The sequence below is a fragment of the Plebeiibacterium marinum genome, from assembly GCF_026013615.1.
GTDB classification, from domain to species: Bacteria; Bacteroidota; Bacteroidia; order Bacteroidales; family Marinilabiliaceae; genus Saccharicrinis; species Saccharicrinis marinus_A.
This window is the reverse complement of record NZ_JAPDPI010000002.1, coordinates 175,196-197,199: the sequence shown is the minus strand read 5'-3', so window position 1 is coordinate 197,199 and position 22,004 is coordinate 175,196. Positions and strand designations below refer to the sequence as shown.

Sequence of the window (22,004 nt, the reverse complement as noted above, 5' to 3'; positions counted from 1 at the left end):
TGGCCTTGGAACATTTAATTGATTTAATAAAGTATAATCCCAATACTGATTTTGTTTTTACTCATTTCCTGTTTTGGGTTTTCTTTGGAATAGTATTGCTGGGCAATGCCATTCTATATCAAAAGAGTATTCTAAGAAACTGTTTCTTGTTTATTGCCAGTTTGTTCTTTTATTATAAATCAGGAGGCTATTATTTTACTTTACTTGTTTTTTCGACTATTGTTGATTATTCAATTGGTCTTGGAATTGGTATAGCTAAATCGCGATATATAAAAAGGATGCTTCTTGTAACCAGCCTTATGGTGAACTTAGGTTTGCTTTCCTATTTTAAATACAGTTACTTTTTTGCAGATGCCATAAGTCAAATTACCGGAGAAAATTTTGCTGTTACAAATTACTTTTCAGTTATAACCAACACCGTATTCAATTCCGGTTTTGATATTGGGAAAATTATCTTACCTGTTGGTATTTCATTCTTTACATTTCAAACCATTTCCTATTCCATAGATGTTTATAGAGGCCGGATTCAACCTGTAAAAAATATTATAGACTTTGGCTTCTATGTATCCTTCTTCCCGCAGTTGGTTGCCGGCCCCATCGTCAGGGCCTGGGAATTTATTCCTCAGTTACATAAAAAGTATTGTCTTTCAGAAAAATGGTTTTGGACTGCAACCTGGCTTGTTGTGGGGGGCTTATTTAAAAAGATTGTTATTTCTGATTATCTGTCGGTAAACTTTGTGGATCGGGTATTTGATGCACCGATGATGTATAGTGGGGTTGAACTTTTATTTGGCGCTTATGCCTATGCCCTTCAAATATATTGTGATTTTTCAGGCTATACTGATATAGCTATCGGTATAGCTTTAATACTTGGGTTTAGGTTACCTGAAAATTTTAACCGCCCGTATTTGGCCACTTCTATCACTTCGTTTTGGAGGAGGTGGCATATTTCACTTTCATCCTGGCTTAGGGATTACTTGTATATCCCGTTGGGAGGAAACAGAAGAGGCCGAACCAGACAAAAAATAAACCTTATTATAACCATGCTGCTGGGAGGATTGTGGCATGGAGCAGGGTGGTTGTTTGTTATATGGGGAGGTTTGCATGGAGTGGCATTGCTTGTTGAGAAAACGATTGTGGACGTATTGAAAAGATATAACCTCAAAATTCCTAAGTTCCTTGGGTTTCTTCTCACCTTTCATTTAGTGGTATTTTCATGGATTATCTTTCGTTCACCTGATTTAGATACTTTCAATCTTTTTTTAATGCGGATAAGAACCGGATTTTTTATTTACGATCCCGTACAATTAATAAAATCCTACTTTAATATACTTATTGTTCTGGCTATTGGGTATACTTTGCACTGGATACCTGTAGAACTTAGAAGAATGATAAAAATATACTTGATTAAAACACATTTGTTGATTAAATTGTTAATACTAATAACCTTTTGTATCATAATATACCAGTTTAGCTTGTTTGATGCTAAACCGTTCATTTATTTTAGGTTTTAAATGTATTTTGTACATTGTGTTGATTTGAATATTAATTATGCAAAAGGTTTTTTACTACATATTGTTGTTGTTTGTAACTACATCTGCTGTAGCTCAACATCATTTTTTTAAACAATACTCTCTCGAAGAAGGGTTGCCCCAATCTGAAGTTAATGATATTGCTGAAGATGAATATGGATATCTTTGGCTTGGTACTAATGGAGGCGGTTTGTGTAGATTCAATGGTTCTGATTTTGAGGTGCTGACTAAAAAAAACGGACTTGTTGAAGATCTTATTATGGGACTTCATAGTGATAACAACTTTAACCTTTGGATTGCCAGTCAAAAGGGGATTACAAAATACAATGGAAAAACTTTTGAATATGTTATTAAATCAGATACGGCTCTTTTTCAGGATAGGGTTGAATTTCTTGAAACAATAGATGGGTCTGTATGGGCTTTGGTAAGGGAAGTTTCAGGTTTAAGGAAAATTTTAAGATTCAAGGATAATACGATTGAGGATTTTCATTTGGAATATCCCGACTACTTTTCAAATAACAAGATATTTTTTCTATGCAAAGGTGATCCACATTCCTTATTTGTTTCAACAAGGAATGGTCTTTTTTCAATAAACGCTGAAGGTATTAATAAGGTTGAAAAAATAGGAAGTGTTAACACGCAAAAAGAAACCCTTATTCCTGTTCTCCAGGATAAGTATAGAAATGTTTGGGCACTTGGTTTTGACAAGAATGAAAACATGCTCCTTAAGAAGATCAAGTTTAATGGGGATGTTGAAATTATTAACTGGCCAAAGACCATTCCGTTACAGAAAATATTCAGAGCTTTTGAAGATCGTCAGGGCAATGTTTGGATTTCTATTGCTTCCAGTGGGGTTGTTCGAATTAAAGGTGGAGATATTAAGGTATTTAACAAGCAAAACGGACTAAAGGCCACACTTATTACCAGTTTTTGTGAAGACAGGGAAGGTAATTTATGGTTTGGTACCAGTGGTTCAGGCTTATTAAAGTATGGTGGGGATAAGTTTGTGGCTTTTAATAAGGAGAGCGGTTTAAGTGGGGATATAATCAGGATGCTTTTTGAAGATAGTCAGGGGAATGTATACTTTGGTGATGACAATAACACTATTTCAAAATATGATGGAAAAAAAATAATGCAGTTGAAAGTTTCTGCTAAATGCCAGATGGGTCAGGCCAGGCGAATGGTAGAATTGCAGGATGGAAATATGTTGATTGCCACTACCGGGGGATTATTTCAATATGATGGGAATATTATTTCAGAAGCAGCTAATAAATATGGTATTACATGCCAGGCCCCTGTTATAGATATAGTTCAACACAAGAACGAATTGTGGTTTGGTGTATATGGTACCGGGCTTTTAAAAGTTTCCAATGGTCAAAAGAAATGGTATACTCCGAAGAATTCTGATCTGAAATCTGGTTATATTAACCATATTTTGATCGACTCCAAAGACAGGATGTGGATTAGCACTACAAAAGGAGTTTTTTTGTTCCAGGATAATGCTTTTCAACATTATTCAGATAAAGATGAACTCAATGCTTCATGGGTATTGCAATCTGCTGAAGATAAAATAGGAAATATTTGGTTTGCGACATTTACAGGTGGATTAAATAGGTATGACGGCGAGGGTTTTTCAGTATTTGATACTTCAAACGGCATTACTTCTGATAATATATATTCAGTAATTGCAGACGAGGAAGGCAATATATGGGCAGGTACGCAAAATGGTGTTGATAAAATTACTATTACAGCAGATGGCAATATCCCTACTATACAAAACTTCGACAAAAATGATGGTTTTATTGGTATTGAAAATAATGGAGGTTGTAATCTTTTAGATAGTAAAGGACATATTTGGTTTGGTACAATTAGAGGAGCCATGCGATATAACCCTGAAGAAGAAAAGGTGAATTATCTGGAACCTCCGGTATATATTCAAAAGGTTTTGCTCAACTTTAAGAATCAAGAGTGGCATCAGAAATCAAATGAATACAAAATAGACTCATTAAGTCCTTGGTTTTCTATGCCGGAAGGATTGCAGCTTAGGCATACTAATAATCATGTAGGTTTTGTTTTTGATGCATTATGCTACACAGCCTCTGAAAAAACCAGATATAAATGGAAGTTAGATCCAATTGAAGAGGAATGGTCTCCCCAAAACTCTGTAAACCGAGCCTTCTATCCATCATTGTCTCCAGGTAAATATACTTTTAGGGTAATTGCCTGCAATAACAATGATGTATGGAATAATGAGGGAGCCACATTTTCTTTTGAGATAATTCCTGCGTGGTATCAGTATAATATTGTTAAGCTGGCAGGAATTTTAATGTTGCTTTGCCTGGTTGTAATAATTGTGAGGCAAAGAATCATAAAGGAAAAGGCTATTAAACAAGAACTAGAAGCTCGTATTGCAATTAAAAAGGTTGAAATAAGGAAACAGCAATCAGAAATTGAAAAAAGGAATAAAGAATTAAAAGAACAGAAAAGCCAGCTTCAGCTTCAGGCAGCATCCCTTCAGGCTTCTAATAATAACCTTGAGCGATTAACTGAAATAGGTCAATTAATTACTGCCAACTTGACAGTGAGTAAAATTGCCCAATTGGTATATCAGTCAGTGTCAAAAGTTATGAGTTGTGATGTTTATACCGTAGGTATCTACAACGAGGAGCTCAAATCTATTGATTTTGTATATTCCTCAATGCATGGAGAACAACAGCCATTTATCCGTTATCAGGTTGATGATAAAGAGAGACTTGCTGTTTATAGTTTCATTCATAATAAGGAGGTTTTCTTAAATAATTTTTCTGATGATTATAAAAAATACTTGTCAGAGATTAGGCCTGTTCCATCCGGTGCAGAAACTGAATCTGTTATATATGTTCCGCTTAGGACAGCTAAAAAAAATATAGGGGTAATTTCAGTTCAAAGTCTTAAAAAAAATGCCTACACACCCTATCATCTAAACTTTATGCAAAATATTGCCAACTATGCTTCTGTAGCTATAGGGAATGCGTTAAAGTTTCAAAAGCTTGTTGATCAGCAGAAATTACTTAAAAATGAGCACGAAAGTGTTTTGGGAGAAAAGAACCTCCTGACTACAGAGAAACAACTGTTAGAAGATGCAAATTATGAAAAGATGCAGTTACTTAATTTATTTGCTAACGGAGTGCAGGAACCGCTAAGTAATTCTATTTGTGAGCTGGAGGGTTTTTTAAGTGCCTCTAAAAATTGCTCCACTGAGCAGCAAGTATTCCTAAATAATTTACTTCAATCTTTGCAGCAACAGAATGATATTGTAAACAAGGTTCTTGAAGTTCACCATATTGAAAGTGGCAGATATGAATTTACGCCACTTAAATTTGAGCTAAAACATGTTATAAATGGAGTTGTGGAGAAGTTAGCTAATAATGCCAATGAAAAAAATATAGAGATTGTTACGAGTGGTAAGGCGTTAGAAACCACCTTGGATAAGGTTCTTTTTGTTAAGATTATGGATAACCTGATTTCAAACGCCATAAAATTTTCTCCTAAAAATAAGCAGGTTAGGGTAATATTGTCAGAACTCAATGGTATGGTACATATTGAAGTGCATGATCAGGGTCCTGGATTAACAAACGAAGAACAAAGTAAGGTGTTTAAAAAATACAGTAAGCTTAATAAATCCGGAGAACAAGAATTGGCGTCCTCTGGCTTGGGCTTATATATTGTTAAAAAATATGTTGATAAGATGAATGGTACAATTAAATGTGAGAGTATTGCAGGTTTTGGTGCTTCATTTGTCTTGGAATTTCCCTTGAAGTAAACAATCTTCGAATTGAAAAAATGTATATCATGGCAATGTTGCACTTTGTAAATATGTACTGGTGCAAATGAAATGAACATAAATAGTAAATGGCAAAGTTTTTGACTGCCACAGCAATAAATAATCAATAAATAAAAAGGAGATGACATTACTTGTGATTTTTATAGGATTCATGATTTTAAGCTGGAGTGTTAGTTCAAGGTTAAAATCTAAATTCAGGGAATATTCTAAAATTCCTCTGAATTATGGGATGACTGGGCGAGAAGTGGCGGAAAGAATGTTGCGAGATCATGGAATTCATGATGTGAGGGTGGTATCGGTGCCCGGACAGCTTTCGGATCATTACAACCCATCGAACAGGACGGTGAATCTGAGTCCGGAAGTTTATAGTGGACAGAGTGTTGCATCCGCAGCGGTTGCGGCTCATGAATGCGGTCATGCAGTGCAACACGCAGTTGGATATGCCCCTTTGGAAATGCGTTCTGCTTTAGTGCCTATACAAAATGTAAGTTCAAGAGTTCTTAATATTATTTTTACAATAATGATTTTTGGAGGTTTTCTTCTTCCTAATATATTGCCCTATACTCTTGGATTGCAGATTGTAATAGCCTGTTATGCCATTTTTACACTATTTGCTTTTATTACTTTGCCGGTTGAGTTAAATGCAACAAACAGGGCGTTGTCATGGTTGAATAATAGTGGGGTTGCTACAGGGGTTATTCATGATAAGGCAAATGACGCCTTGCGTTGGGCTGCATATACTTATGTGGTGGCAGCACTATCCTCTTTGGTTACCCTGGTGTATTATATTATGATGTATCTTGGTTCGCGAGATTAGAAGATGCAATAATGTACGAACCTCTTTTCAAAATTTGGAAAGGGGTTTTTTATACAAAAAAAGCTTCCCATAAGTGATTATCTTAATTGGGAAGCTAGTTGCTAATAAAAAGAAATATTCTCCTCTCCTGAAATCTCTTTTTTCTACAAATGAACCTGGTTGTGGGATGCATAACTTAATTTACCTTGGTTAATCAACGATATCACGTAATTCATTCCTTTGGTTTGTGAGATTTTTAGATCCTTGAAGATTTCTCCAATGTGCACTGGTTGGTGGTCGTTTACGAAAGAAATGATTTTCTCTTCAATTCCGCCTTTTGCTTTGTCTTTTTTTTCTGTCATTTTGAATTGCTTTTAGATGTTAATAATAAACTTAAAAATCTTTATTGAATTTATATTAATTAACAGCAATCAGCAATGATTTGTTTCATAAATCCGAAACGGATTGAGGAATAAATGAAAATCTTTGATAAAGAAGAAGTATTATTTTATGAACTTATTTTATTATGCTCGTTTGGCTTAGTTTTGCACTTTCAGGTACTCATAAAGCAAGTTTGTTTTTTCTTTTATATCATGAGTTATTGCATATACCGAGATTGTAGCTCCGGATATGGTATCAACATCTTTTCCCACATCCAGATTTTGTCCTGTTGTATATCCAACAAATTGTTTCAACCAACCTTTTGAACTAACCTCGTAACCATGTGTAGCTGCGTAGTTAAAAACTTTTACTGCTTTTACGTTTGCGTTTTTATCAAATAGAATGAAATAATCAAAAAATTCACTTTCTCCATTATTACTACGTTCTGTAGAACACCCGCCAGCCCTGCAGCTATTTACTCTTCCAACGTAAATAAATTTGGCCTCCGGAAGGATGAAAAATTTTCCCAGGATATTTTTTATTCCTTTTAACTCTTTCAACTCAATATTATTTTCCGGTATTCCCCAGGTTTTAGTTAGTTCTTTTTTTATGCTCTTATGCTCATAATTGATGTTTTGGGCCATGCTGGCTGATAGGTTTATTCCAAAAATCACTATGGTTAAAAAATATTTCATTGCTTAAAATATTAAATCCTTTTACCCAACTGAATCTACAGTCGGATAAAAGGTATTTTGTAATACTAATAATGCTTTGTGCTAAAGGTTTAAAACATCAGTCCAAATCCGCCATTAAATGTAGCGTGTGCCCTGCTGTCAGAATCTTTTGTAATAAACTGAACATCTGTTTTAAAAGCTACTTTGGGCGTAATTTTCCAGGTTAAGCCAGATGTTACTACAGTCGCTGCATTCGATCCGTTTCTTGAAAAGCCCTTTGCCATTGTGTTTTGTGTGTCGTATTTTTCATAGCGGACAAATGGGATAAGTTCTGATTTTGTATTGCTACATAAATTAAAAATATTGTACCCTATTTCTGCATAGTATCCCAGCATTGATTTACCCAAGTCTGAAGAAGCGTAGGTGTTATATTCGTCGGTATTGCTTAAGCTGTTATAATAAAACTGACCTTTTGCCATGAATCCCTTATTTGAATATCTGAAGTCAGCACCTACCATGGCTATGTTAACTACAGAAGAATCGGCTATTGCATCTTCAATTCCTGCATCGTACAATGTGCTTTGTGATTTTCCAAAGTAGCCCGACAAGCCTACATTCAGGTTTTTAATACCAAAGTACTCTACTTTAATGGCAAGGTTTGGACTGCTCATGTATGATTCTGCTCCCTTTTGTCGACCTTTGCGCAAACCATTTTTTCCGCTAAAATTTCCTGTGCCATCATAACCATTGAAACCGTTCATTAAATAGGCTTGATATCTCATTTTGGCAGGCAGATAGGTGCCGGAAAAACCAATTCCGATTTCTCGCCATGTTGTAGGAGCGATGTATTTATCTATTAATGGTCGTTCTACTCCATTAAATGTATTTGGTTCGTGGTATTCGTTGATGATTCCCATGGGAGCCAAAAGTAATCCTGCTCTAAGATTAATGGAGTTATTTAACTTATACTGCAGAAAGGCTTGTTCTATGTATACTTCACTCACATGTTCGTACTCTATTTCAGATACAAATTTTGTGCGCTCGTTAAACTGATATCCAAAAAGCATAACTACCCTGTGCACATCTAGCGTAGCATTTTTCTTTGTGCTATTACCTATGGGTTGATTATAATGAACCTCGGCATATCCTCCAATGGAAAGCTTTTCGTTATTGTTCAATAACCTTTGTGCGGAATTGTCATATTGATTGTTTGTGCCTGCTGGTTGAGCAAAGCTCAAAGAATATATGGCACATAACGATAAAAATAATAATGTTCTTTTCATTTTTAACCTGTTTTTTCCTTTTCTATTTCTGATACAAAAATATTCTCCTGCCATAATTTTTGAAATGCCTACAATTAGGTAAAAGTATACCTCAATGCGGTTGTAGTAGGAGAAAACTTCAGAAATGTTGTTGGGTTTTATGGTTTTAAATGTGTTAAGTGGAAGATATACAGGTGTATATGGGGCTGGCATTGGTTATCCCAATATTTAGGTATTGCAATAAAAAAAAGCCCAACCATTGGAAGGACTTTCTTTAGCCTGTAAAATATACTTACAAACTCCAATAATTAAGATCCTTTATTTTGCCTCTAAAGATCCCTTTTATATCAATAAAAATGGCATTCCCATTTGTTATGCTCTTAAAATAACTTTCATCCAGACTAAGGTATTCTTTATGGTTAACCGCTAATATAACAGCTTCATATTGTTTAGTTATCTCAGTTATCAGTCCATAACCGTATTCCTCTTTTAACTCTTCAGAACTGGCATACGGATCCATTACATCAACATCTGCACTAAAAGAAACTAACTCGTTGTACACATCTGCAACCTTGGAGTTTCTGATATCACTCACATTTTCTTTGAAGGTTGTGCCCATGATAAGTATCTTTGCGCCATTAACTTTATATCCTGCTTTTATCAGTTTTTTAATGGTGGTTTGGGCCACATATGCGCCCATGGAGTCGTTGATCACCCTTCCGCCATCAATAATTTTTGTGTGATAGCCAAGTGCATTTGCTTTGTATGTAAGGTAATATGGATCCACACCAATACAATGACCACCCACCAATCCAGGGAAAAATTTTAGGAAATTCCATTTGGTGCCTGCTGCTTCCAATACCTCAAAGGTGTTGATGTCCAGTCTGTCGAAAATTAGTGACAGCTCGTTCATTAATGCAATATTTACATCGCGTTGCGTGTTTTCAATAATTTTGGCCGCTTCAGCCACTTTAATGGAGCTGGCTTTATGAATTCCTGCTTTAATGATTGATTCATAAACATTGGCTACCAAATCCAACGCCTCCTGGTCGTTGCCTGATACTATTTTCAAAATCTTAGTTAAAGTATGTTCCTTGTCGCCTGGGTTAATGCGCTCAGGGGAATACCCAACCTTAAAATCTTCTCCAAACTTTAGTCCCGATTCTTTTTCGAGGATTGGGACACAGTCATCTTCTGTACAGCCAGGGTATACAGTTGATTCGAATACAACGACGTCACCTTTTTTCAGTACTTTTCCAACTGTTTGGGTTGCTCCCAAAAGAGGTTTTAAATCGGGTAAGTTATGTTCGTTAATTGGGGTTGGAACAGCGACCACATGAAAAGTGGCATCTTTTAAATCATCTATATTATAAGTAAACTCTATATCGCACCCTTCAAAATCTTTTGATTCAAGTTCATTACTCGGATCAATACTCTTTTTCATTAATTCTACTCGTTCAGGTTTAATGTCAAATCCAACAACCTTCATTTTGCGGGCAAATTCCAGTGCAATTGGAAGTCCTACATATCCTAAACCTATTACAGAAAGTTTTGTTTCTTTGGCTAAAAGTGCTTGTAACATCAATATTTAATTTATCAGATTTCTAGAAAATTAAATATAAAGCTATCAATTTATTCTACTAAAATATTTTTTTTTGACAAGCATAGTTAGTGTATTGATAAATAGGATCCAATAACCTATGAATCGAAAAACAGTGCATGTAAAAAGGTGGTATTGATAGTTATTTTTTTCCTGAAAGTACTTTTTGGTAAGTGTTTAGCAATCTCTCAGAGATGTAATCAACATCAAGATACTTAACTTTTTCACGACCGTTTGTTCTTTTTCCAAAGGACAAGGCTAATTCGAGTGCTTTGGCCACCGATTCCGGATCTGCACTGGTTATATAACATCCGTTAGTGTTTTTTGTAATGTCAATTACATCTCCAACATCGGTTGATACAATAGGCAGCGAACATGCCATGGCCTCTTTAACAACATTGGGCGATCCTTCCCACTTTGAAGTTACCAACAATACATCTGCAGCATAATAATAAAATGGAACCTGGTCAAGTTCTACATTATTAACAACGGTTAACTCTACATCATCAGTATCCAGATGTCCTAACGCCTCCCTGGCCAAATCAAAGTTTTTTTCTTTACGCTCCGGGTCAGAAACCCAAAGCACATGAGCAGATGAACTAAAACCAACCTGCCTTCGGGCAATTTCTCTGTCAATGGGATTAAATCTTGCAAAATCTATCCCATTAGGAATTACTTCTGATTTTTTGATTTTTAGGCTATTGAACATCTTTGGAGATTTTACTATGGTATAATCCCAAAAAAGTTTTGCAAATAATCGTGTTAATAAAGAACTGGCAACCTCTAACCTGAAGTCAGTTCCCATCAGGGAAACAATTAAAGGCCTGAAGTGAGCAAAGGCACAGGTAAATCCGGAATACCCAAACTGAGCATGGACCAAATCAAAATCATGCTCCTTAATAAAATGCCGAAGAGACTTTATGTGTTTAAGATAAGTGTACCATTTATTTCCTGAAATATCATAATATTCAACGCTTACGCCTCTTTTTTGGAGAGATGCGCCCTGTGTAGTAACTAAGTGCTTACGTGCAAAAATATTATGACTACTGTAAACAAATAAAACTTTGAGTTTGCTCTTATTCACTATGCGTAAAAATTTGATGTGTCGTAAAAGTAAGCATTTTAATTGTAGTCTTTATATAAAATGCAGATAACTACAATCACTTTTGACTTACAATTACAAATAAACTAAATGTTGAAACCAAAAAAAATACATGACGTAATAAACTTGATGAACATTACTTTTTAGTTTATTAATCTGAAATTATTATTGAATATGAACTTTCGTTTACGTTTTATTACCTCTTTTTTAATATTTAGTGCTGCATTTACTATTGTTGCACAAAATGTGGCTATTCAGAAACAAGATACTTTTGCTCGTGTTGATACTATTATGATTGATGCTGATTTTTGTGCAGTAAAAATATCGGGACATGAAGGCAATGATATAAAACTCAGTGCTGTTATTAAAACAGATGAAAACCAGGATCAATACAAAATAGACACAGAAGTGGCTCAAAGTAAGTTGAGTGTGTCTGTTGTTAAACCAGCTAGCTGGAAATCGCATTGGGGAGAGATTGTGGTTAAACTCCCGGAGGGACTCAATGTTGTGGTGGTTTCAAAATCAGGAAAGGTGGAAGTGGAGTCACTTTCTGTACAAAATATTAATATCGACTCTAAATCAGGACATGTTAATATGACAGGTGTTAAAGGAAATGTTCAAAGCAGTTCGCCTGCAGGCGATATTGTAGTGGATAACTATGAAGGCGATTTGAGATCAAAATCAAAATCCGGGAAAGTAATTTTACGCAATGTAAAAGGTGATTTTTGCGTGAGTTCAAACAAAGGTGATTTTTCTATTTCTCAGCTCAAAGGAAATTTAAAAACAGATGGAGGTTCCGGATTTCAGGAGATTGAGAATGTAGAAGGCAATATATCTGCTAAAACAACCAATGGCGACATTAAAATATCGTTGGTAAAAGGAAATATTGAAACCCGCACATTTGAAGGAAACCAAAAGGTATTTCAGTCCGAAGCAGTATATAATCTGCATGCCTCAAGCGGTTCTATCACCGGTACAAGAATTAAATTTACAGGATCATCCACATTCACTACTTCAGAAGGGAATATAAAAGTGCAGATGAACACGAAATCAGACCTTGCTTTTGTACTGAAGTCAGATAACTCATTTTTGCGGGCTATGGGCAAATCAAAAAAGAAATCGCTTAAAGTAGGGAAAGGCAGTATTGTGATAACAGGAACAAGTACTACCGGTAGTCAGGCTTATTATTAGCAGGTGAAAAAGGAATTTTGAGGTGAGCGCATGATACTCACCTCAAAAATATTTTGTTGTTTAGTTTCCTCCTAAAATCAGGGGTAAACCATCTTTGCCCGAGCCAACAACAACCACTTTGGAATTTTGTGATTGAGCCAATTCTAAAGTGGCATCAATTCCTTTTTGTTTAATGATATTTGGTGTTAAACTGGCATTGATAATCTTGTTGTAGTTTGCTATACCTTCCGCTTCAATCTTTTTACGCTCCGCTTCGCTTCGTTCTTTATCCAGCTTAAACTGATAGGCCAATGCTTCCTGCTCTTGTTTTAGCTTGTTTTCAATAGCCATCTTAATTTGTTCGGGTAGTTTAATTGAACGAATCAATAAAGCTTTGCATTCTATGTAGTTGGCTTTTAGTACTTCTGAAGTTTCCTCCTCAATTAAGGTTTCTACTTCGGTTCTTTTGGTTGAGAACAATTCTTCTGCGGTGTATCTGCCTGTAATGCTCCTCACTACTGAACGCACTTCAGGGATAACTAATACATGAACATAGTTTTTGCCAAATCGTTGGTGGATCTGACCTACTTTATCGTAAACGGGATTAAATCGTACGGTAATATCCATGTTAATTGACATACTGTTCTTGTCAAGTACATCCATTGTTTCTTCCTGAGTTTGTTCTTTTACTCCATATGTAATCAATTGGTTCCAGGGAGCAATGATGGCCAGACCTTCTGATTTGATATTGTCCACGTCTAAGCCAATTGTGTAAGGTTTAAAAACTACAGCCCTTTCTCCTGGCTGAATGATGTGAAATACCCTGCTGCTAAATACAAAAAGCATTACAACACCAAGTAATAAAACACTTAAAATAATAGGTGATACTTTGTTTTTCATAACTATAAAATTATCTGTTTTTAAATATTTTCTGAACGAGAACTTAAATCTACTAAATAAAACTTTAAATCATTAATATCTTTGTGTCCTAAACAAAAACGCAATGAGGTCAACTAAAGGATATTTATTAATGGCAGGGTCTGTTGTTTCCTTTGCTATTATGTCGGCATTAGTTAAGTCAATACCACAAATTAACTCCACAATAACCACATTTGTTCGTTTTGCAGTTGGTGTTGGGATACTTGGATTGTTGGCTATAACAAAAAAAATCCAACTTGACTTTTATCGCAGCCCACTTCTTGTGCTTAGGGGATTTACTGGTGGACTTGCAGTGTTTTTACTTTACTTTTCTATTGTAAAGATAGGGGTTGGCAAGGCAACCGTTTTTGTATACTCCTATCCAATATTTGCCACGCTTTTCAGTGTTGTATTTTATAAGGAAAAAGTAAAAGTGATTCAATGGCTATTTGTTATTATGGCTTTTGGAGGTATTGTGCTGCTTTCTGTCAAAAATGGTTTTAGTGTGAATCAAATCTCTATCTATGAGTTGTTAGCTATAGCCGGGTCTCTTTTGTCGGCCATTTCTGTTATGCTTGTAAAGAAATTGCATAGTACCGATTCGTCCACATCCATATTCTTTTCTCAAAGTCTGATAGGATTTTGGCTGTTTTTACTTCCATCAAACATGGCTTCTGCGAACGGAAACCTTCACACAACACTCATATTGGTTTCAATTGGAATTATCTCAGCCATTGGGCAGCTTATTATGACAGAGGGTTATAAGTATGTTGAGGTGTCGCGTGGCTCAACTATGCAGATGATGGTTCCTGTATTTAATATCGTTCTTGGATATTATGTTTTTAACGAAGTGCTTACCCTAAAGGAATGGATTGGTGCTATTATGGTAATTGCAGGGTGTGTTGGGGTTATTGGGACCAAAGGATTAAGATTTAAGTTTTTTGGTCCGCGATAAAAAATGACAAATAACTGTTTGTTAACATTTAGATTATTTTAAGTTAATATGATAGCTATACTTTTACATGTGTAAGGCAAGAGGTTTTTACCCAATGATTCGTAGGTTATCCCACTGGAAGGATAACAGGTCATTATGGTGAGAACCCTTTTTTTATTTCAGACTTTCTGTAACTTATAATTACCAATGTTTCTTTTCTATAAGTTTTAATAGCTCAGTTATTTGTTGTTACCTGTTTTACTGCCATTCCACAACAGCCTTTTGGTGTTTGCCATCCATTAATATTTTAAGCGGGTTGTTGAATTCAACATGTGTAAAGTAATGTGATTTGTTTACTATCTTTTGTTTTTTAAGAATTTCGTAGTTTACGTATTCATTTGTTTTGTTATGGTGCACCGAAAAATATCCTACATTCATAGAGGTAACATTGTGGAAGAAATGTGATCCCAATGAGGCATCTAAAGGGAAGTCAGCCAGTCCCATCTCTACAATTACTTTGGCATAGGATATCTGCGACCATAAAACAGGTATTCCGGTAAATTTGTCGCGAGTTCCCCAACGTCCCGGGCCAATTAAAAGGTATTCCTTATCGCTCGCTTCCATTTTTTTATTCAGGTCAGCCATTTCCTGAGCCATGGCATCGGTCTCAGTTCGTTTAAACCGCTCTGAATTCATGAAGATAACATCTTTGATATATTCAATTTTACCATTCCCCATACCTTTGTCCGAAGTTAATACAATGCGTTCTTCATTTACTTCGTCAAAATTTATTTTAACATGGTTTTCAATCCGTATTAGTGGTTTAATCTGCAATAAGTATAAAGTGGGTAAATCGTTTTTTCCGGGATTAAGGTCTACTGCAAACTCAATCTCAACCGGCGCACCCATGGCTTGTTTAAAATATTTGAGAAGTAATTCCAGACTTTTTGCCAGGGGGGTATATTCATATTTTAAGATGTTTGCAAAGTTTAAAATTCGGGGGCCTCTTTTGTTTAGGTTATTTACTATACGGTCGTAATTATAATCGTAAACCGAAGCACACAAGCGAAGGTTTCCATCTTCTTCAGCTTCCCTTATTAACAGTTTTTGAATAAAAGTGTCTTCCTCAGCATTTGAAATGTCGCAGTTGCTCTTCTTCAGGTCGATGGCATAAAAGTGGGTTTGGGAATCCTTTATCTGATCCTGGATTGAATTGAGTTCCAGATTAGGGTATTTAGGACAAAAACGCCAGGCCTTTTCTCCTCCAACAACATATTTTCCTAATCCAACCCCAATAACCGCAAAGCCATCTTCCGGTTTCATATATGAAAATGGATAGTAATTGTAGCTTTGCGCAATGCCGCTGATATGAGGATAGAAACGGTTGTGTGCCTTGTCGCCTATCATTTTTTGAATGATTACCGCCATTTTTTCCTCTTCAACTTTGTAGTTTACAGCATCAAAATATGCCCTTGCCGACGAAGAATATATGGAGGCATACACCATTTTTACAGCCATAATTAGCTGTTGGTACCTGACTTCAATATCAGGATGGTTGTTTGGGAGCATAAAAGTACCGTATACCCCGGCAAAAGGTTGTAGCAAGGAATCTTCAAAAAGTCCAGAAGACCTTACTGCCAATGGTTCTGTGATGATTTCAACGTATTTTCGTAGTTTATTCTTTAGTTTTTCAGAAAATGAAGCTTTCAAAAACAAATCCTTTGCCTTTTCAAACTGTTTTTGCTCATAGATCTTATTGTATAAATCGTTCCGCTGGATAAAATCAGAAAATTCATCTGCTCCTATAATAGCGGTTGTAGGTATTTCGATGTTTATTTTGGGAAGAATTTTTTCGAAATCCACATTTTCAACAAAATGACTTAAAAAAGCCATTCCCCTTCCTTTTCCGCCAAAGCTGCCTTCGCCAATGCGTGTAATATATTTGTTGCAATCAATCAATGAAGAATCGAACCTGACAACTTTACCTTTTATCCGCTCAATCTTTACATCTTCAAATACATCCAAAATAACTTTGCGGAGCATATTGGAGCTTTCAAAATCTTCAATGCTATAAGGGCGTAATTTTTTTGCCATATTAATTTCGCCACGGGCCATAAGCCACGTGCTGATGCCATTTCTGCGGGCATGGTACAAAAGGGATTCTGCCTCAATGTCTTTTATACACTTGTTAAACTCTCGCAGGTTTCTGGCGGTTGCGACTTTTCTGCCTCTTGAATTTTTAAAAATAAAATCTCCAAACCCCAGCTTCTGATGAATAAAATCAGAAATGTCTTGTGACAGAGTCTCTGAATTTTTATCAATAAAATCAGCACCTGCCTGTTTTGCTTTAAATGCATTGCCGGCATCGGATGACTGGATTAAGGTGGGGATGTTTAAATTGGATTGCACATACTTAATCAGTTCAACCCCTGCATTTTCATCCGTAATGCCGTTTCGCATGTATTTCATGTCAGAGATAACGCAAATAAGATAATCTTTGAATTGCTCAATTATTTTAACGGCATCTTCATAATTGCTTGCCAGTAGAATTTTTGGACGGGCACGCATCTTCAGGATTTTATGAAGCTGGTCGTGACCTTCCTCGGCCAAAATGTTCTGCGTTTGCTTCATAATAATAGAATAAAGCATCGGTAGGTATCGGGTGTAATATTTTTGGGAATCTTCAACCAACAGTATCACTCTAACTTCTCCAATCTTAGTGTCGTTAGCCGCATTTTGGCTGTCTTCTACATGCTTAATCATGGCCAAAAACACCTTTGAATCTCCATTCCAAACAAAAACCCTGTCAATATATTCGACATTGGGACCGGATTCGTCAAAGAATTTTAGGTCGCTATTGTTGTTAACCATTACAAGTAATGGCATGTTTGGGGCGTGCTCCTTAATGATTTTGCTGTATTTTATGGGTGTTTTTTTGTCCAATCCTGCCATTAGAATAACCATGTCAAAATGCCTTTTGCCCATAAGATCCATGGCTTCGTCAATGTTGGATGCAGAAGTAATGCGTGGGGCAGTAAACAGGTTTAACTGTAAAAATTCGCCATAAATCCTGTCAAAAAATCTTCCCTCCCTCACAATGGAATAGGCATCGTAGTAGTTTGCAATCAGGAGTACTTCTTTTACTTTAAACTCCATTAGTTCGGTAAAAATATCCTGGTCGCTCTTTTTGCGTTTATATATCTGGCTTAATTCAAAATGGTTATTCTCTGTCATGGCGTATTGTTTTCGGAAAACTAAGGTACTAAATAGAACAGGAATAAAAATGATTTATGCCACGGTTGGGATGAATTACTGATTATACATTCAACCTTCCTGTGGAATATTTGTTTTATCCTCATGAAATCATCTCATCCCATTTTGATTTTTGATGGATGTTGTGTGTTGTGCAGTGCGTCCATACAGTTTATATTGAGACATGAACGTCATCATGATCTTTACTTTGCTTTGCTGCACTCAGATATGACGAAAGAGATGTTGGATAAATTGGGGTATAAGTCAGAGAACTTAAATACCATTATTTTAATTGAAGATGGTGTAGTATATTTAAAAAGTAAAGCAGTTTTTCGATTGGCAGCTTATCTTAAAATGCCATTTACAATCTTTTCTTACCTACGATATATTCCTGCATTTTTAACTGATTTTATTTATGATCGGGTTGCGAATAACCGATATATATTATTTGGGAAAAGGAATGATTGTTACTTTCCTTCGGAATTAGAAAGACCCCGTTTTATATATTGATCAGGATCTGTTAGTTATGTGAAATGCTCAATTTGTTGCAATGTTTATAATTGTTTGAGCCCTTATTGGATTTTCTGTAACTGTTCTATACTATTTACGTATCCATGTAAGTATGTTTAAATTTAAGGCCTCATAAAACACGAAGACCTGTGACTAACTGATATAAATAATGAAAATTACTAGCCTTTTCAAAGCAATCTTGTTTTTGATTGTTGTGTTTTCTTTTCACAATGCATATTCCAAAACGATATATGTAGCAACGGATGGGGATGGATCAAGTGGAAGTTCCTGGGCTACTGCCTATACCAATGTTCAAACAGCCATTGATGCCGCCCTAAGTGGTGATGATATTTGGGTTAAAGAAGGAAAATACTTTCCAAATGATGCAGACAGAACCATTGCTATAACTTTAAAATCCGGCGTAAGATTATATGGAGGGTTTACTGCTGATGAAGCAACAGTAGATGACAGGCCGATGTTAGATTTGGATAGTGATGGAATTATAGAGCCATGGGAATTTTCAAGTCCCACAACCCTGAGTGGAGAAATCCAGAATGATGGAGATAAAACCAATAACTCTCAACATATTTTAATAATACCTGATGGATCTGATGTTACAACTCTTGTAAATGGATTTACTATTGAAGATGGGTATTCGGATGCTTTATCTACTGTTACTGGAATTGGGACTTATATGTTTGCTTCCGGAGTTATTGCTTCCGGAGGGAAAGTGTCAGGTTGTATCATACAAAATTGTGAGAGTAATTCTGTATTAAATGGATATGGGGGTGGTGTAGTTGCTGTAAATGCCAAAATTGAAAGTTGTGTTGTTGAAGGATGTTCTCTTAAAGGAGATGGGGTTTATGGTGGAGGAGTATATGTTAACCAGTCCAATGTACAGGGTACATGGGTGTCGAACTGTGATGTTGTTTCAATAGGATCAAGTATGTTGTCTTCAAAAGCAGGAGGGGGCGGATTGTATTCTGTTAATTGTGTTATTGATTCAAGTTTTATAAGGTCAAATTCTGCAAATTCCGAAATTACTGAAAAAGCATTTGGTGGAGGTATGTATAATTCTGGCTCAAACGTAATTTCTTGTCAGGTTTTTGATAATAAAATTGAGGGAAATGAAGGTGTTGGAGGAGGCGTTTATGGAAGTTTCTCTACTTATATCAATACTGTCATTTTTAATAATGAATCTTCTTCAAATGGAGGTGGGATTAATCTTACATCTTCATTTTTCACCAATGGAGTTGTCGTTAATAATAAAACAAACGATACTAATAAATATGGTGGAGGTGGCTATGGAGATTCGGAAACTAGTTTTTATAATACGGTTTTTAAAGGTAATCAGGCGAGTATTTCTGCACAGTTGAGGGTAGTAACAGGTGCGGATATAGTTAATTGTGCGTTTGAAGGAAGTACCCAGGGAACTAATGGCATGTTGGTGTCAACAAATAATGATGGATCTGAAGATGGTCTGTTTTATTGCCGGTTTATTTCTCCAAGTACATTTGTAGGCAATACCAATGGTGATGCAGCAAAGGAAACAGAACTGGCTGCTACAGACTGGAATATATCTATGGTTTCAGACCTGATAGAAAAAGGAAATAATGTTGCATTTACTGAGGCGCATTCAGCTGTTGGTACAGATCTAAATGGAGATGGAGATAAAAATGAAACCATTGATCATTTTGCTGATTATGCCAATGAAATGCGCTTATTCAATAAAAATGTGGATATAGGTGCTTTTGAACCTGCTTTTGTGGATCTTACATTGCCTGCTCCAATTGAAATGGAGTATGGAAAAACACTGGGCGAAATTACGCTGACAGGTGGTAGTGCTGTTGATTTGCGCAATAGTGAGTCTGTTGCAGGATCGTATTCTTTTACAGACTCAGGTACAAGACCTGCTTATAATGGTGGAGTGGCAACAAAGTATAGAGTTGTATTTACCCCTGTGGATAACGTTACTTATACTGTTGTGTACGATAGTTTATTTGTTACCATTTCTAAAAAAGAACTTACACTTTCTGGTTTAACGGCTGAAGATAAAGTGTATGATGGAACTTCAACAGTTAGTTTTTCGGGTTCTGCCATTTTGGAAGGGGTTGTTGGAACAGATGATGTTACCTTATTAACATCAGATATTTCGGCTGCTTTTGAAGATAAACATGCAGATGTAGATAAAAATGTAATCTTTTCGGGTTATGAGCTTAGCGGGGTAGATAAGGGAAATTATGAATTGTCTCTTGCTGGAGCAACTGCTACGATATTTCAGAAGCCTGTTTCTATGACGGTTTTAACTGCTGAGGATAAAATATATGATGGAACAACAGTTGCGACTTATGTAGAAACTCCTGAGGTAATTGGCGAAATTGCAGGTGATGATGTTTCTATAGATGTAAATTCAGGTACTGCAAGTTTCGACAGTAAAACAGAAGGAGGTAACAAAACGGTAACATTTGAAGGATTTGCCTTAACAGGAACCGATGCATTAAATTATATATTGACTCAGCCTTCAAATTCTCAGGCAACAATTTCAAAATTAGCGGTTACGGTGGAGGGAGTGATTGCAGCAGATAAAGTGTATGATGCAAATACAAATGCAACCATTGAGGGCATTGCCTCTGTTAATGGTATCATATCTGGCGATGACGTAACGCTTAATGCAAATACAGCTTCTGCCACGTTTGATAATAAAAATGTGGGAGCTAATAAATCGGTAGAGTTTTCTGGTTATGAGTTAATAGGGGCAGATGCGGGTAACTATGCTCTTAGTCAGCCAGTGTCAGACCAAGCTGATATTACAGCTAAGGGACTTGCTATTTCAGGAATTAGTATCCAGGATAAAGACTATGACGGGACTACAGATGCAACTTTGTCTGGAAATGCTGTTTTAAATGGAGTAGAAACAGGCGATGATGTAACGTTAAACTCCGCGTCATTGACGGCTGCTTTTGTAAATGCCAATGCTGGCGATAATAAGGAAGTTAATCTGACTGGGTATGAATTGCAGGGTGTGGATAAAACAAATTATACACTTGAGGCACCAGGAATAACTGCAACAATTAATAAAATTGCGCTTAGTGTTAAGGCAGATGATAAATCAAAAACTTTTGGAGAGGCAGATCCTGAGCTAACCTATGCATTAACATCAGGAGCTTTGGTTGCCGGAGATGGTTTTAGTGGTTCTTTATCTCGGGAATCTGGAGATAACGCCGGAATTTATGACATCAATCAAGGATCTTTAGCATTATCGGCTAATTATGATTTAACCTTTGCTGCAGGGGTGTTTACTATTAATAAAGCACTTAATGCAATAAGTTTCGTGTTGAATTCACCGGTGACTTATGAAGAAGGGGTGACAATTACTTTAGATGCTACTTCAGATTCACCCAACGAGGTTTCGTATTTAAGTTCTGACCAGGATATAGTTTCTGTTGATGGAAATATTATCACCATTAGAGATTATGGCATAGTAACCATAACAGCCGAAGATAATGGAAATAATAATTATGAAGCAGCTTCTTCTATTACTTATGAATTTGAAGTTATTCCGGAAGTGAAAGCATTGCGCAAAGGATCAAATATGTTGATCATCGATAATAGTGATAACTTTTTTGCATCATATCAGTGGTATCGAAACGGGAGTTTAATTGATGGTGCAACAAAGCAGTATTATTACTCATCTTCTGAATTGCAAGGCGATTATCATTGTGTTGTGTCTACAATTAAAGGAGATGACTTTGATAGTAATATAATTAATATTAGTTCGCTTTCAGCAATTTTGGTCTATCCTTCGCCGGCATTAAAAGGAGCAGAGATCAATGTAAAACTTGAAGGGTATGAACATGAAGATATTGAAAAAAGTGTTTTGAAAGTGTATTCCCTAACAGGTAAAATGATTATACAGCTTAATGATATTGTGGATGTGAATCAGATTACTATTGATCAGCCGGGTATATATATTATTAAAACAGAAGGGGCTGTTCAAACCTGTAAGAAACTAATTGTAAAATAAGCTCATTGTTAATAGAAAATACATTT

14 protein-coding genes are annotated in these 22,004 nt (G+C 36.0%); 7 read left to right on the top strand and 7 right to left on the bottom strand.

The genetic code is table 11. The features are described from left to right. The first annotated feature begins 5 nt into the window (after positions 1–5). The 3 genes from OM074_RS02125 to OM074_RS02115 all read left to right on the top strand — a co-directional run bounded on the left by OM074_RS02125 (position 6) and on the right by OM074_RS02115 (position 6,172). Positions 6–1,514, top strand: a complete 1,509-nt coding sequence (locus OM074_RS02125; RefSeq protein ID WP_301197622.1) for an MBOAT family O-acyltransferase — start codon at positions 6–8, stop codon at positions 1,512–1,514. 37 nt (positions 1,515–1,551) lie between these two features. After that, the gene (locus tag OM074_RS02120; protein ID WP_301197621.1) at positions 1,552–5,334 is read left to right on the top strand and encodes a sensor histidine kinase; all 3,783 of its coding nucleotides are present in this window, start codon (positions 1,552–1,554) and stop codon (positions 5,332–5,334) included. 142 nt (positions 5,335–5,476) lie between these two features. Then, entirely contained in the window at positions 5,477–6,172 is a 696-nt protein-coding gene (locus tag OM074_RS02115; protein WP_301197620.1) for a zinc metallopeptidase, read from the top strand. A gap of 143 nt (positions 6,173–6,315) precedes the next feature. Here OM074_RS02115 and OM074_RS02110 read toward each other — a convergent pair whose 3' ends face one another. The 5 genes from OM074_RS02110 to OM074_RS02090 form a co-directional block, all read right to left on the bottom strand. After that, the gene (locus OM074_RS02110; protein WP_301197619.1) at positions 6,316–6,513 is read right to left on the bottom strand and encodes a hypothetical protein; all 198 of its coding nucleotides are present in this window, start codon (positions 6,511–6,513) and stop codon (positions 6,316–6,318) included. A 177-nt stretch (positions 6,514–6,690) separates the two neighbouring features. Then, positions 6,691–7,227 (bottom strand): FMN-binding protein, encoded by a 537-nt coding sequence (locus OM074_RS02105; protein WP_301197618.1) that lies wholly within the window; start codon positions 7,225–7,227, stop codon positions 6,691–6,693. Between the two features lie 89 nt (positions 7,228–7,316). Further along, entirely contained in the window at positions 7,317–8,489 is a 1,173-nt protein-coding gene (locus OM074_RS02100; protein WP_301197617.1) for a hypothetical protein, read from the bottom strand. A 271-nt stretch (positions 8,490–8,760) separates the two neighbouring features. Next, entirely contained in the window at positions 8,761–10,050 is a 1,290-nt protein-coding gene (locus OM074_RS02095; protein WP_301197616.1) for a nucleotide sugar dehydrogenase, read from the bottom strand. 160 nt (positions 10,051–10,210) lie between these two features. Next, positions 10,211–11,152, bottom strand: coding sequence for a glycosyltransferase family 4 protein (locus tag OM074_RS02090; RefSeq protein ID WP_301197615.1), 942 nt, complete (start codon positions 11,150–11,152; stop codon positions 10,211–10,213). A gap of 192 nt (positions 11,153–11,344) precedes the next feature. On the opposite strand from OM074_RS02090, the gene OM074_RS02085 reads away from it, so the two are divergent. Continuing rightward, entirely contained in the window at positions 11,345–12,361 is a 1,017-nt protein-coding gene (locus OM074_RS02085; RefSeq protein WP_301197614.1) for a DUF4097 family beta strand repeat-containing protein, read from the top strand. Between the two features lie 60 nt (positions 12,362–12,421). On the opposite strand, the gene OM074_RS02080 is transcribed toward OM074_RS02085, so the two are convergent. Beyond that, positions 12,422–13,240, bottom strand: a complete 819-nt coding sequence (locus OM074_RS02080) for a prohibitin family protein (protein ID WP_301197613.1) — start codon at positions 13,238–13,240, stop codon at positions 12,422–12,424. A 103-nt stretch (positions 13,241–13,343) separates the two neighbouring features. Here OM074_RS02080 and OM074_RS02075 point away from each other — a divergent pair, with 103 nt between their 5' ends. After that, positions 13,344–14,213, top strand: coding sequence for a DMT family transporter (locus tag OM074_RS02075; protein WP_301197612.1), 870 nt, complete (start codon positions 13,344–13,346; stop codon positions 14,211–14,213). A 237-nt stretch (positions 14,214–14,450) separates the two neighbouring features. On the opposite strand, the gene OM074_RS02070 is transcribed toward OM074_RS02075, so the two are convergent. Beyond that, complete coding sequence (locus OM074_RS02070; protein WP_301197611.1) at positions 14,451–17,426, bottom strand: PEP/pyruvate-binding domain-containing protein; 2,976 nt, start codon at positions 17,424–17,426, stop codon at positions 14,451–14,453. A gap of 123 nt (positions 17,427–17,549) precedes the next feature. On the opposite strand from OM074_RS02070, the gene OM074_RS02065 reads away from it, so the two are divergent. Next, positions 17,550–17,954, top strand: coding sequence for a thiol-disulfide oxidoreductase DCC family protein (locus OM074_RS02065; protein ID WP_301197610.1), 405 nt, complete (start codon positions 17,550–17,552; stop codon positions 17,952–17,954). A gap of 169 nt (positions 17,955–18,123) precedes the next feature. Continuing rightward, complete coding sequence (locus OM074_RS02060; RefSeq protein ID WP_301197609.1) at positions 18,124–21,978, top strand: YDG domain-containing protein; 3,855 nt, start codon at positions 18,124–18,126, stop codon at positions 21,976–21,978. Positions 21,979–22,004 lie beyond the last annotated feature (26 nt).